Origin of the sequence: Gardnerella sp. KA00288 (assembly GCF_049244085.1) — a bacterium.
GTDB lineage: Bacteria > Actinomycetota > Actinomycetes > Actinomycetales > Bifidobacteriaceae > Bifidobacterium > Bifidobacterium greenwoodii.
In genome coordinates this window covers 923,709-937,276 of the sequence record NZ_CP058373.1, presented here as the reverse complement: position 1 = coordinate 937,276, position 13,568 = coordinate 923,709, and the positions used below count along the sequence as shown (strand labels likewise).

At 40.9% G+C, this 13,568-nt stretch carries 10 protein-coding genes; 5 read left to right on the top strand and 5 right to left on the bottom strand.

Translation table 11 applies throughout. From position 1 onward, the window contains the following. The first annotated feature begins 24 nt into the window (after positions 1-24). Together HXT52_RS03495 and HXT52_RS03490 are read left to right on the top strand one after the other, a co-directional pair. On the top strand, positions 25-3,420 hold the full coding sequence (locus tag HXT52_RS03495) for a glycosyltransferase family 2 protein (RefSeq protein WP_421775717.1): 3,396 nt from the start codon (positions 25-27) through the stop codon (positions 3,418-3,420). Then, positions 3,407-4,981, top strand: coding sequence for a DUF5719 family protein (locus HXT52_RS03490; protein ID WP_421775716.1), 1,575 nt, complete (start codon positions 3,407-3,409; stop codon positions 4,979-4,981). Before HXT52_RS03495 ends, HXT52_RS03490 begins: the two co-directional genes overlap by 14 nt. 7 nt (positions 4,982-4,988) lie before the next feature. On the opposite strand, the gene HXT52_RS03485 is transcribed toward HXT52_RS03490, so the two are convergent. Next, positions 4,989-5,417 carry a metallopeptidase family protein gene (locus HXT52_RS03485; RefSeq protein WP_004128242.1) on the bottom strand — a complete coding sequence of 143 codons (429 nt, stop codon included), beginning with the start codon at positions 5,415-5,417 and terminating at the stop codon, positions 4,989-4,991. Positions 5,418-5,537: 120 nt separating this feature from the next. Between HXT52_RS03485 and HXT52_RS03480 the strand changes: the two genes are divergently transcribed. Both HXT52_RS03480 and HXT52_RS03475 read left to right on the top strand, forming a co-directional pair. Continuing rightward, on the top strand, positions 5,538-6,359 hold the full coding sequence (locus HXT52_RS03480) for an HAD-IIB family hydrolase (RefSeq protein ID WP_116793935.1): 822 nt from the start codon (positions 5,538-5,540) through the stop codon (positions 6,357-6,359). Between the two features lie 119 nt (positions 6,360-6,478). Next, complete coding sequence (locus HXT52_RS03475; RefSeq protein WP_421776181.1) at positions 6,479-7,354, top strand: ComF family protein; 876 nt, start codon at positions 6,479-6,481, stop codon at positions 7,352-7,354. A gap of 14 nt (positions 7,355-7,368) precedes the next feature. On the opposite strand, the gene HXT52_RS03470 is transcribed toward HXT52_RS03475, so the two are convergent. The 3 genes from HXT52_RS03470 to glgB all read right to left on the bottom strand — a co-directional run bounded on the left by HXT52_RS03470 (position 7,369) and on the right by glgB (position 11,613). Continuing rightward, positions 7,369-8,478, bottom strand: a complete 1,110-nt coding sequence (locus HXT52_RS03470; protein ID WP_421775715.1) for a sensor histidine kinase — start codon at positions 8,476-8,478, stop codon at positions 7,369-7,371. A gap of 91 nt (positions 8,479-8,569) precedes the next feature. Continuing rightward, entirely contained in the window at positions 8,570-9,322 is a 753-nt protein-coding gene (locus HXT52_RS03465) for a response regulator transcription factor (protein ID WP_004127943.1), read from the bottom strand. A 17-nt stretch (positions 9,323-9,339) separates the two neighbouring features. After that, a complete protein-coding gene (glgB, locus tag HXT52_RS03460) occupies positions 9,340-11,613 on the bottom strand; it encodes a 1,4-alpha-glucan branching protein GlgB (protein WP_004135952.1) in 2,274 nt (757 codons plus the stop codon). A gap of 135 nt (positions 11,614-11,748) precedes the next feature. On the opposite strand from glgB, the gene HXT52_RS03455 reads away from it, so the two are divergent. Beyond that, complete coding sequence (locus tag HXT52_RS03455) at positions 11,749-12,345, top strand: CarD family transcriptional regulator (protein WP_165844122.1); 597 nt, start codon at positions 11,749-11,751, stop codon at positions 12,343-12,345. Positions 12,346-12,492: 147 nt separating this feature from the next. Here HXT52_RS03455 and HXT52_RS03450 read toward each other — a convergent pair whose 3' ends face one another. After that, a complete protein-coding gene (locus tag HXT52_RS03450; RefSeq protein WP_004135956.1) occupies positions 12,493-13,545 on the bottom strand; it encodes a metal ABC transporter solute-binding protein, Zn/Mn family in 1,053 nt (350 codons plus the stop codon). Positions 13,546-13,568: the final 23 nt, after the last annotated feature.

Sequence of the window (13,568 nt, the reverse complement as noted above, 5' to 3'; positions counted from 1 at the left end):
TACCCCTTGCGTAAACTGGTAACTATGGATTTACTAACCGCTCATACATGTACATTTGAAGACGAAGTTTTGCGAGTTCTTTCTGCAGCAAAATCATCGCGTCCTACTGATGTAGATTCTTCAATAATGGCGATGATGTGTGTTGAGCGTGACACAAGATTTTATGAAGATACTTTAAAAGCTGTATTAAATCAGTCAGTTCTTCCAGGAACTCTTGTTATTGTTGATTGCGCTAGTAGAGTTAAGCAGGTTATGCAAACAACAATGGAAGTACAAATTGACTCAAACGTGCTTTCAGGAAATGTTCTTCCAACTTCTAATAAATCTAATAGATATTTACTTGATCCTAATAGTAAATTCAAATCCAATAATAGAGACGCTAAATATAGGGCAAATATTCAACACAATAACGATTTAGAATTAAAAACAGTTCGAGTAGTTATTATTCCTGTTTCCTCTGCTCACTCTTTTGGTGATGCTATTGAGAAATCATTGCGTAAGCTTATGCCATGCAAAGGAATTTCGGCATTGTGGCTTCTTCATGACGATTCTCGCCCGGCTGATTCGCACTGTTTAGAAGCGTTAAGAGAAACTTGGAGAAATAATCCTACTGCTTCTGTATTAGGTGCAAAACAGATTGATTGGCAAGGAAATATTCTTCACAATGTTGGAATGTATGCTTGGCATCACAGCGTTCACACTCTTACAGTTGACGGTGAGCCGGATCAAGAACAGTATGACGGTCGTGGAGATGTATACGCAGTATCTTTAGCTGGAGCTTTAGTTACATTGACAGCGTGGCAGACTTTGCGTGGCACGCAACCATGGATGACAACTTTTGGTGAATCTAGAGATTTTTGCCGTCGAGTATCTTTATCTGGCGGGCGAGTAGTTGTAGTTCCCTCTGCTCGTATTGCTCACAGACGAGCTCGTTTAGAGGGTTTGCGTACTCGCGGCGGCGAGGCTAGGACGGAAGAAAAATCCGGACTTAGACATGGTGTAGCTCCTTCGCTTATTGCCAATCAGCGTTACAAATACACTGATGTCCGTATGATTTTATGGCCATTTATGTGGATTTTTAGCTTACCGGTGGCGTTAGTCGGTGCTTTACGCTCCTTGCTTGCTAAACATCCTTACGCTGCTTGGGTGCGTCTTATTTTGCCATGGCTTGCTCTTATTCAGTTCCCGCGTGCCATGTTTGCTCGTAGGAGAGTAGCCAGAAACACTCGTGTTCCTCTTAAAAAACTTACACAACTAATCGCAGACCGGCGTCAAGTTGCACGATGGAAAGATCGTAGTGCAGCGTTCAAAGCGCAGCAGCATTGTGTGTTATTAAGTCCTTTAGCAAGACGTCATTTGCATGATCGTGTATTAAGACGTTGGAGTGCCGTTATTCTTGCGTCGCTTTTGCTTTTTGCAGTTATATTGCATTTATATGGTTCTCCTTGGCGTGAGATTCTAGGTGGAGCATCCTGGTATTCTCAGCAATGGCTTCCTACAGGCGCTGATTTTAATCAATTATGGAATGCTGCAATTGGATCATGGGTTCCTGATGATGGCTTTGGTCCTGCTATTCCTCCTTCTCCGTGGCTTAGTATTTGGCTATTCTCTTCAGTATTAGTTGGTGCAAACCCGCTACTTGCTATTACACTAATGTTCTTCTTAGCCGCTCCAGCGATGTGCTTGAGCTTCTGGGCATTAGCAGGCGTGTTTACGCGTTCCGACACTGTGCGTGTTTGTGCTGGAATTTGCTGGACTATGATTGCAATGGCCTTTGGTTTATTTGCTCGCGGCGATCTGCCAATGCTAATGACTATGGTATTTTTGCCTGCAGCATTTGCGTTTGCTTTCCATGCTGTTGGAATGTACGTAACAGAAGATCCTGTTCGCCCTGTGCCTTCTGTTCAATGCGCTGCATTTGCTGCACTAAGCTTTATGATTCCTGTTGCTGCAGAACCTCAACTTGTTTTGCCTCTTGTTGTTATTTTCATTGCGTCATTTATTATGGTGCGCTCGCATAGGATTATGTTTTTACTTATGCCAATTCCGTCGATTATGATACTGCTTCCAACAATAGGCAGTGCTATTCGATACGGAGAATCGGGCATGTGGCGTCAATTGTTCTCTAGCATGTCTGTTCCGTTAAGGAGCGTACAGGGTGCTCCTCGTGCTCAAGGCTATGTTGATGTTCTTCTTCAAGCTTTCAATATGACTTCTGCGCATTTTGCTATTAACACTCCATTGCTTAGCTTGAGAACAATAATTATGCTGATTTTTGCTGTTCTTGCAGTATTTATGGCTGTGGCATCTTTGGTTCTTCCGTTTGCTTTGCGCGTTTCTAGAATGATGTGGGTTGTGATTATTAGCGGAATGGCGTTGGCTCTAGTTGCTGAGCGTATTGCTGTTGCATCTGATATTAATGGTCCTGTTGCTGCAAGTATTTTGCCAGGAGTCGCATTATCTACTATTGGTGTTTTGGCATGCATGTGTATGGTTGCTGGCCAAGCTGTTAGACGTTTTGAGCCTTTGCGTGCTTCTAAGAATAAAGATTATAAATCTACTGAAAAATATAAGACTCGTACGGATAGGCGCGCCGCAATGCGCAGATCTGCACAGCGTTTTATACGTCACGTAATTCGTATTGCTCGTGCTGCTCTGGCAAGTGGAATGTTAGCTATGGCTGTTCTTTTGGGTCTTTTTACGGTATTAAGCGGTCCTGCAACATCAATCTCTGCAAGTAGTAATGGCCTACCTATGGTTGTAACTGATTACTTGCGTAAGGATGATACTCATCGCATACTTGCTTTGCGTGCACAAGATAATCATGAGCTATCTATTGCTGTTATGCGCACTTCTAAGGGAGATTCTATTGATCAATCTCCAGCTCTTCGTGTACGACAAGTAATTTTTGGTAATTCTCAAAGCAACAAAGCAATATCTCGTGCTGCGGCTCAACTGTTATCTCATGCAGATAATAGCGCAATTGAAACGCTAAAGCAGTTAGGTATTGGCGGTATTTATATTGTTGGAGATTCTGGTAATCATAAAGTAATTTCAGAATCAAAAATGTCAATACAGCAGTTGCTTCAGCCTTCTTCCAAGCCTCAGCCAAGCAAGGTAAATAAAGAAGCTACGGATAGTCTTATTGCGCATGTAAACGCATCTGAAAGCACGCAATTAGTAGTATCTATGCCTCAAGGAACTTATTGCAGGTTTGATGGCATGCCAGATTCTAAGTCGCTTTCAGAAACATCCCCATATTATCGTTCTAGGCCATTAACTTGGAGAATACCTTGGGTAGTGTCCACTGCAATCGTATTGCTAGTATACTGCTTGGTAGCTGTTCCTCGTTTTGGACGACATAATATGATTGAGCGCTCTGACGATTTGCATGAGGAGGAATTAGATGAGTTGGCGTAAAAATCCTCATGATAGTTCAAAGCATGGTGAAGTGCCTGCACAATCAGAAATTAAGCAGCATAATAAAATGATTGGCGTTGTTGCTCTTGCAACATTTAGCGCAATATTTCTTTTAGTAGTTGCTTGTGTTGTGGCGTTGTGTTGCGCTATGCCTAATTTTGTAGATAATGCTAATGCTCCAACTAGTAGTGTTTCTCACAGTGTTGGTGTTAGCCGCTTGCAATCTGTATGTCCTATTAGATTATCGCTACCTGATTTGGCACAATACGGAGATAGTCAATACAACGAATCAGAAGGAGACTTGCAATCTTTTGCTAGATACTCGACTTTTGGTGACGTGTATCGTGCTAGTGTGCACAATATTCGTGATACTAATGACGAATCGACTTTGTTAAGTAAAAAATTAAATAATGATGGAACTTCATATCTTACTTATGATGGAGATGTAAATCACGATGCGCAAGTTTTAGAAGGGCGTTTATCTAACATTGCTTCTGGCACAGGAATAGCGGCATCAATGGCATCTTGGGCAACTAAAGGTGATGTTCGCGGATTGTCCGCAACAACTTGCTCTATTCCTACCATGAAACAGACTTTCTTGGTTCCAGAGTCAGGTGAAGGTGTTTCTATTCGTTTAGAGGCTTTTAATCCTGCTTCAAAACCAACAGTAGTGCGTGTGCGAGCTTGGTCTGCTAAGCGTGGAAGTAATCCTATTAATTTATCTACTGGAAGTGCTTTTACTGTTCCAGCTCACTCTCACGCGTATTTTGATCTTTCTGCTGCAGCGCCTAAATCTTCTGGATTGTACGTTCAAGTAGAAAGTGAGCAAACACCTATTGCTGCTTTTGTAAAAGTCGTTCATATGAGCGGACTTACAGTGAAAGGTGTTGATATTATTCGAGCTTTAAGCGCTATGTCTTACGAAACTGTTTTGTCTGGAATTAATGAGTCAGAACAAGCAAAAGCATATGTGTGGCCAGATAAAGACGGTAAAGTGACTATTTCTTGGATGAATGATTCTGGAGCTCAAACAGTAAAAGATTTATCTGTAAAATCTCATAATTTGCAAGTTATTGATCTTGGAAAAGTTCCAGAAAAAGTTCATGCTTTAAGTATTACCGGCTCTGTTAAAACGTCTGCAATGATGTCTGTTTCTCGAGATGGTAAAGATGGCCAATCAGATATTGCTTTTATTAGCGCATCTCGTTCTCAAGGAATTAGCGCAATTGTTTCTCCTGTAAGCGCGGAAGAAACGACTTTATATATTGCTTCAACAAGTGATTCTGATTCTTCAGTATTCTTACAAGCAGTTGGCGCATCTGGAATGAAACGTGTTAGCGTTCCTGCACATTCTGTAGTTACTGTTCCAGCATCAGACATATCTCATAATGCCGTAATGTTTACTGTTAAATCAAGCAAAAATATTTCTCTGTCTGCAAGAATTCGTAAAGATGATTTAGACAAAGCTAATGTTGCTGGTATTGCTTGGCTTGCTTCTCAATCATTGGAGCCGCAACAAGCTCAGGTGCATGTTAATAGCGACAATCACATTGTGCAATAAGCTATAATTATATTCCCCAATCAGGGTCAATTTCTTCTGGCCTGCGCCCATATAATTCAGCTAAACGTTGCACAAGCTCATCTCTAATAGCGTATTGAAGCTCTAGTCTGCTTGTTACATGAGTGCATAGGGGAAGACGATACAATACAATTCGAGCTTGCATTCCTCTACTTGCAGGGAATGCTTGAGACATAATGCGCCTATTATGTTCCCACAGTATTGGTTGAGATGGTGGAACATCTTCTACAGCAAATTGAACATCTTTTGTAAGAGCCTTCCAAGCTCCATTAAGGCGTCGAATTTGTGCAGCTACCATGGAATCAAACATTGCGCTAGCAGTACGGTATTGTGGAAGCCTAGTGCCAAATATTGGTGCGCGTAAGCCTCGCCCGTGGCGGTTTCTATAGCGACGTTCCTCCCAAATTACACCTGTCATACTTACACTGTAGGTGAAGGCTAGGGCAATCTTAATTATTAATTTGATTTTTACGGTGTGTGCAATATAAGCACAATATGGAATACTGTTATATAGTCTTAAAAGTTAGGAGTAATCTGAATGCTTAAGCCAATAGTGCATGATTGCAATGAGTTAAATCTTGGCTTAAGTATTGCCCAATCTTCGCTTATTGGTTTTGATTTAGATAACACATTGGCTTGTTCTAAGAAACCTATGCTTGCTCCAATGGCAGAAACTTTTAGCAAAATTGTTGATTTAATTCCTGTTGCTATTATTACAGGTGGAAGATTATCTTTAGTTAAAAGTCAAATACTAGACATGCTTACTGAAGGAACTAATCTCGAAAATCTTCATATTATGCCTACTAATGGCACTAGCTATTACAGAATCGACAATAAACAGTCTTTGAAATGTGTTTATGAGCATAAAATTGATCCAAATCAAGCGGAACATGTTATTTCTGTAATACGGGAGTGTGCTGAAAGCATGGGGTTGTTGAAGGCTTCTGGAGATTCAATGCTTTGGGGAGAGCAAATTGAAAATCGTGGTAGTCAAATAACTTTTTCTGCATTGGGTCAGCTTGCTCCAGTCGAATATAAGAAAGCGTGGGATCCAGAAGGAAAACTAAAAGCTCAGCTTGCTAAAAGAATTTCTCAATCGCTTCCAAATTTTGCGGTTCGTCAAGGAGGAGATACGAGCGTAGACGTGTATAGGCGAGGCGATGATAAAGCTCAAGCATTACTAACATTAGCTAAATATTGTGATTTTTCTATTAAAAAAATTACTTTTATTGGAGATCATATGGAACCAGGCGGTAACGATTATCCAACCGCTTTTACTGGAGCTTTAGCCGTGCGCGTTAAAAATCCTGAAGATACTTTAACTCTTTGCACTAAAGTTCTTAATTACTTAAATGCTTAGGTTTAAATATTTAATAAATAGCTTTTAACCACAATGGTATTTTTTATTTTTATAGTTAACTAATTCTATTTTATGCTTACATTATGGCTGGGAGACGCAATGAAATAAGCCACAATAAGATGCAGGCTAAAAGCGTGGCATGCAATAGGGGAGTTGCATGTCACGCATCCGCATCTTTGTGCAAATATTGCAATAGCACATCTTGCAATAATAATGCTGGCGAAAAGGTATATTCTTCAATCGGCTGGCTAAATTTAATAATTATTTTGTATAATATGATACTTCCAAGAGGCTGTGCTGGTTGCGATACTCCTGATTTAGTATTGTGCGAAAATTGCGTTGACGCTTTTCAACATAACAAGCGTGCTCAATTTAATTCCATGACTTTTGGTTATCGTTATTCTTGCGGAGATTATTCGGGTGTTGTTAGACACGCAATATTGCAGTGGAAAGATCATGCAGATACAGCATGTGACAAAATATTTGGATTACTTATTGCAAATCTTGTATTAAAAGTTTTTAGAAATAATATTAAAGACAACTCTTCAAAAAATAGTTTTAATAGTAATGGACCAATATTGGTAGTTCCTATGCCGTCTTCATCTTCGTCTACAAGGCGTCGCGGACGTCGTCACATTATTCCAATTGCTAATATTGTTGCTGAAAAATTGTGTAACGAAGGTATTGAAGCTAAGGTTGCGAATATTGTTCGCATGGATTCAAGTATTAGTTCAAAATCAGTTCAAACTAGTGGATCTAGAGGTAGGTCTAAAAGAGCTTCGCATGCCTTTTGTGTTAATTATCGCAAGCTAAAAAAACAATCAAATAATCGCAATTTAAAGCATGAGGCAATTATTATAGACGATATTGTTACAACGGGTTCTACAATGAGCAGCTGCGTTTATGCGTTGCAGAAAGCTAAAGTAAGCGTTATATCTGGATTTTCCTTAGCGTGCGTTAGTAGCTCTGGTGATGGCACAGAAGACTATAAATAGCTGATTTCTTTGAATTATTGCGCTTTATTGTAGTTTAGAGGAAGTGTTATTTCGAAATTAGGGCCGCGCTTGTCATCTACTACTTTCACAGTGCCATTATGTAGTCCAGCTGCCCAACGAGCAATTGACAAACCTAATCCAGTTCCGCCAGACTCAGTACCAATTCTTTTATTTCCCTTAACAAATCTACGGAAAATATCAGCTCGATCTTCTGCAGGAATTTGATTACCAAAATTAACTACGTTGCTTACAACAGTATTCTGCAGATGATTAATATGAGCGCTAATTAACACACGAGTTCCGTCGTTTGAATGTTTAAGCGCGTTGGAAATAACGTTAGTAAACAATTGTGAAAGACGGTCTTGGTCTCCTGTTAATTCAATACCATTTTCAATCTGAACGCTAATTTCATGATTATGACCAGCGTCAGCTATTTCAAGAGGCTCAATAATTTCATCAATAAAATCCGCAAAATTAAATGACGTAATATTAAGGCTTTCGGCTCCCGCTTCAACCCTAGATAGGTCAAGAAGAAAAGCAATAAGATCCGCTAATCTGTGTGTTTGGTTCAAAATAGCTTCCATATTAGACTCAGTAGGCTCAACAACCCCATCTGCAAGATTTTCAAGCATCGCTTGCAAAGCAGATACTGGAGTGCGCAACTCATGGCTTACGTTTGCTATAAGTTCGCGTCTCATTTGATCAGCATGCTCAAGTTCCTCGGCCATTTCGTTAAAAGCAAGCGTAAGTTTACCAACTTCGTCGCGTCTATTTTCTACAGCAACTCTTACGGAATAATCACCGTCTGCCATTGCTTCTGAAGCATCTTTCATTTGACGAAGAGGAGCAGTAAGTCCTCTTGAAAAAACGTAAGTGATTCCTAATGCAACAACCAATGTTAATGGCATAGCAATCCAGCCGTTTAATCCTGTTTTTAGCAAAAACCATGCCATTACGAATGCAATAGCAGTTGCGAACACAATAATCGCAGAAAGTTCAATTTTTAGAGATGAAAAAAATCCAACTGGGCGATTTGGGTAACGGTGTTCTTGCTTATTTTGATTCGATATATTGTTAGATTTTTCCTTGTTAGAAGTTTTTTTCTTAAATAAAAGTTTTTTCATAATAGTTAATTAGTTTTAGATTTGCACTAATGATTTATATATAAAATTACATAATAATTATGTAAAAAGTGGTGTTATATTAAAGTAATTTTTATGAAGCTTGTGATTGAAGTACCTGCTCATAATCATTCATAGGTGGTTCAAAAGCGTAACCTATACCGTGAACTGTGCGAATCCACTCTGAACCAATCTTATGGCGAAGTGACTTAATGTGAGAATCAACAGTTCTTGTGCCGGAAGCGTCTGGCCAATCCCATACTTGTTCTAGTAGCTCTTCGCGCTTAAAAACATTATGTGGATGTCTTGCAAAAGTCGCAAGTAAATCGAATTCAGTAGGAGTAAAATGCACTTCCTCATCGTTTAGCATTACTTGGCGTTGACGAGGTTTAATAACAAGCGCTCCAAAATTAAGGGTTCGCTCATTCTCCATGGTTTTTGCTATTTGAGCAGCTCTTTCTACTCGGCGAAGCAATGCTGCGCAACGAGCAATTAATTCGCGAGGAGAAAAAGGCTTAGTCATATAATCATCAGCGCCAGCGCTTAATCCGACTATTTTATCTGCTTCCGCATCTCTAGCAGTAAGCATAAGAATAGGGACGGGCCTTTTTGCAATAATCCTACGCGTAGCCTCAATGCCATCCATGATTGGAAGCATAATATCCATGATTATAAGATCAGGTTTAAGCTGTTCTGCCGCTCTAACAGCAGATGCTCCATCAGCAGCAACTCTAGCTCTCCAGCCTTGAGCAGTAATGCGTTGTGCAATTGCTGTAGCAAGATCTGGCTCATCTTCAACCACAAGGATGGTACGAAGCGTGTTGCTAACCGATGGAGCATTTAGCATATTTTTTAATAAACCTTTCAGTGTTGTACTGGCTTTAAGAATACCGCACCTAACGCTGGAACGGTAATTCTTGCTGAGTACGGGCGAGAATGATATTCTTCAGCAGCTGCAGTAAATGTGCCATTGTGAATATCAGAACCGCAATACTTTGCGTCATCGGTTGTGAGTATCTCTTCCCATTGGCCACCCTTTGGCAACGCAACCTGGTAGTCTTGCCAAGCTTGACCAGAGAAGTTTACTACTACAACAATTTCTTCGCCGTCATCGCCAATACGCATGTAGCTTAATGTGTTGTGGTCTGAATCATCACTTGTAAGCCACTGGAAACCATCAGGCGTAAAGTCTTGACTCCAGAAAGCTCTAGAGCTCTTGTACAAGGCGTTCAAATCTGCAACAAGCTTTTGCACTCCTTGATGGAATGGCCACTGCAATTCATTCCAGTTAAGAGAAGTATTGAAGTTCCATTCGCTGGACTGTCCAATTTCTCCGCCCATAAACAGCAAGTTCTTGCCTGGGTGAGACCACTGGTATGCAAGCAAAGCACGCAAGCCTGCGAACTGCTGCCATTCATCGCCTGGCATCTTTCCAAGCAACGAACCTTTGCCGTATACGACTTCATCGTGGCTTAATGGCAACACGTAATGCTCAGAATACGCGTAAACCATAGAGAATGTAATCTCATTGTGATGCCAACGACGGTTAATTGGCTCTTCCTTAAGGTATTGCAATGTGTCGTGCATCCAGCCCATGTTCCACTTCAAGCCGAAGCCTAAGCCGCCCATATCGGTTGGTGCTGTTACGCCCTGATAAGCAGTAGATTCCTCAGCAATCATCATGATGCCAGGATTATTCTTGTAAGCAGTAGCGTTTGCTTCCTTAATGAAATCAATAGCTTCAAGGTTTTCTCGACCGCCGTAAATATTTGGTCTCCACTGACCATTTTCGCGGCTGTAATCCAAGTAAAGCATGGAAGACACTGCATCGACGCGCAGTGCGTCAACGTGGTACTCATCCAACCAGAAGCAAGCATTGGCAACAAGGAAGTTACGAACCTCGTGGCGACCAAAGTTGAAGATATAAGTACCCCAATCAGGATGTTCTCCGCGCATAGGATCAGGATCTTCGTAAAGCGCTGTGCCATCGAAGCGTCCAAGAGCGAAGTCATCCTTAGGGAAGTGGGCAGGAACCCAATCCATAATGACACCAATTCCTGCTTTGTGGAGCTTATCCACAAGGTACTTAAAGTCGTCAGGGGAGCCAAGTCGAGAATCTACAGCATAGTAGCCTGTAACCTGGTAACCCCAAGATCCAGAGAATGGGTACTGTGTAAGAGGCATAAACTCAACGTGAGTAAAGCCTTCTTTTTGCACGTAGTCAACCAAGTGGTCAGCAAGCTCGCGATAATTGCCTAAATCACGATTCCAGCTGTTAGCTTGTACTTCGTAAATACTTATTGGACCATTGTGTGCGTCAGTTTTTGCGCGCTTATCCATCCAATCGGTATCGTGCCACTTAAATTCAGAATCGACAACAACGGATCCAGTATTTGGTGGAACTTCGTGAGAGCGTTCCATTGGATCGGCCTTCATAATCCAGTTGCCAGACTGCGTAAGAATCTCATACTTGTATACTTCGCCAGCAGTGACACCTGGAATGAAAAGTTCCCAAATTCCGGAAGATCCGAGCGAGCGCATTGCGTGACGTCGACCATTCCAGTAATTAAAGTTTCCAACAACTCGAACTGCGCGAGCATTTGGAGCCCACACGGAAAAAGCGGTGCCGGTTACTTTCTTTACCATCTTGCCTGTTTCAGGAGAAACTAGACCCCAAGAGTCGGTAATAGTCTTAACATGCGCGCCTAAGGCTTCCCAAAGACGTTCATGACGACCTTCGCCGAACAGGTACATATCAAGATCGCCAACTTGAGGCAAATAGCGATACGGGTCATCGTCTGTTGATTCAGAGCCGTCAATTTCTACAGTATGAATGCGGTAGCTTGGCACAGACCAAGTTTTACTTTTCGTATGCTTTACTGCAGGAATAACAGCGGTAAAAATGCCATTATATTCATGCTTAGCTTCGTATTCTCCGCTCTTGGTGAGAATTACTACTTTCTTTGCCATTGGGCGTAAAACGCGGACGGTTACAGTGTCAGCACCCTTGTCAGTTCCAAGGTGGCCGCCGAGAACCTCATGTGGATTGTAATACTCTGCATTGCTCACCGCAGCTAATACGTCCTGACGGACTGGGACTGCGACTGCATCTTCATTGATGTTAGTAACTGTACTCATGTTGACTATCATACATGGTTTATTGCTATAAGTCGCGTGTGTTTCGCAGTATTGTGAAAAATTTATGAAAGTTTTTTCAAGTCTTGCCCTTATGGGAAACTGTTATGAGTTTTTCTGTGCGTACGGAGGGTTCTGTTGGAATATCAAGTCGGCGATATGGTCGTCTATCCTCGTCACGGTGCAGCTCGTGTTGAAGAAATAAGTGAGCGCACTGTAAAAGGTGTAACTCGTCAATATCTGCGCTTAGTAGTGTTGTCGTCAGATGGTTTGGAAATTAATGTACCAGTAGACAATGTTAAAAAAGTAGGCGTACGTGACATTGTTGGGGCTCAAGAAGTAGCAAAAGTTTTTGAAATTTTGCGCACTCCAATTATTGAAAAAGAAATGAATTGGTCTAGGCGGTACAAGCTTAATGTTGAGAAGATTGCCACCGGCGATGTGAACAATATTGCTGAAGTTGTGCGTGATTTATCTCAACGCGATGTAGACGAGCATGGTCTTTCTGCTGGCGAAAAGCGTATGCTTTCACGCGCTCGCAGTATTCTAATTTCTGAAATTGCTTTGTCTGAAAAGATTGATGAATTTGAAGCTGAGCGTCTTCTTGATGTAAATCTTGGCTACAAAGACCCTCAGGAAGGTGATGATAAGCATCATACTTGCGCGCCTGATGAGCCTGCATCTCAGACTTTATTTCTTTTAGAAGAGCGTAATAAAAAAGCAAAAAAGAAGTAAGTCTAAATTTTTAATTAGTTAATTTAGTTAATTTAATAATGTAACTGTTTTACAAATTAAATTAATTGTTAGATTTCAGCAATAAAAAATCTCTTGCACCGTCTGATGCAAGAGATTTTTATTATAGCTATCGAAGCTTTGTACTATTTACTTGCCTGGATCTTGCTGACCCTGATTTGAATTCTTAGGATCAGTATTCTTGGCTATAGTTGGCTTCTTAGTAATAGGTTTCTTTGGCGAATCTTGATCATCAATATTCTTACGCATATCTTTTGTTGCGTTAATAGCGTTTTGAAGATCATCGCAAATTTTCAAAATCCATTGATCTAGCTGATTTGCATACTTAGGCATAAGCTCACTTACGCGTACTGTCGACGTGTAGCTTCTACCAGCAATACCATTTAGAAGATTAAGAACATCATTGCCTTGCTGACTATCACTAATAAGAACATCAATCTTACGATCTTCAATGAGCTTTTGGAATTCTTCTACACTTGAACGTTGTGGTTCAGTGTTATTGCTTATAGCGTCAGAATATTCCTTAGGAGCTGCATCCTTTACGTTCATGTCTGCCATAAGCCAGAACAGAATTGGAGAGGTTGAAGCATATTTTGCATCACTATGATTTTTAGCAAAATCACTAATAGAACTTGCTAATTTCTTTTCGCTATTTTGCCATTCAGATAGTCGCTGAGCAAAATCATGCTTCTTAGCCGGAAGAACCTTTGAGAAAGTATCAGCCATTGATGAAGCCATAGCTTCTCTTGCATCGTGAGAGAACCACAAGTACGGATTATCTCCATTTAATGCACCAACTGTTGCGGCTGCACTAATAGTTTCAGCCTTTTTTGGATGCACTTTAGAAGCCCAATCGTCGTATCCTGCGCCGTTTGTAATTAATACTTGTGCATCCTGCATATTTTCCAAGTCTTTTGGTTTAGGCTTAAAAGATGAAATATCAGTATTTGCACCAGCCATTATCGATTCGACTTTAACGTCTTTACCGCCGATTTCTTTAGCCAAGCTGCCCCAAGTATCTACAGTAGATACAACAGTTATTTGTGTTGCTGCTTTAGGTTTTTCTTTTGGCTTTTCTACCTGCTGACCGCATGCCGAAAATCCAAGAAGTACTGCAGATGCAATAAGGCATGTTGAAACGGTTTTACCAAATTTTTTTGCCGCGCAAATAATGGTACGCATCACTGTGGCTCCTTCTTTGATAA

Coding starts and splice junctions, on each gene's coding strand:
- HXT52_RS03465 (WP_004127943.1), bottom strand. CDS start 9,322: ATGCTAAATGCTCCATCGGTTAGCAACACGCTTCGTACCATCCTTGTG.
- HXT52_RS03450 (WP_004135956.1), bottom strand. CDS start 13,545: ATGCGTACCATTATTTGCGCGGCAAAAAAATTTGGTAAAACCGTTTCA.
- glgB (WP_004135952.1), bottom strand. CDS start 11,613: ATGAGTACAGTTACTAACATCAATGAAGATGCAGTCGCAGTCCCAGTC.
- HXT52_RS03470 (WP_421775715.1), bottom strand. CDS start 8,478: ATGAAAAAACTTTTATTTAAGAAAAAAACTTCTAACAAGGAAAAATCT.
- HXT52_RS03475 (WP_421776181.1), top strand. CDS start 6,479: ATGCAGGCTAAAAGCGTGGCATGCAATAGGGGAGTTGCATGTCACGCA.
- HXT52_RS03490 (WP_421775716.1), top strand. CDS start 3,407: ATGAGTTGGCGTAAAAATCCTCATGATAGTTCAAAGCATGGTGAAGTG.
- HXT52_RS03480 (WP_116793935.1), top strand. CDS start 5,538: ATGCTTAAGCCAATAGTGCATGATTGCAATGAGTTAAATCTTGGCTTA.
- HXT52_RS03485 (WP_004128242.1), bottom strand. CDS start 5,417: ATGACAGGTGTAATTTGGGAGGAACGTCGCTATAGAAACCGCCACGGG.
- HXT52_RS03495 (WP_421775717.1), top strand. CDS start 25: ATGGATTTACTAACCGCTCATACATGTACATTTGAAGACGAAGTTTTG.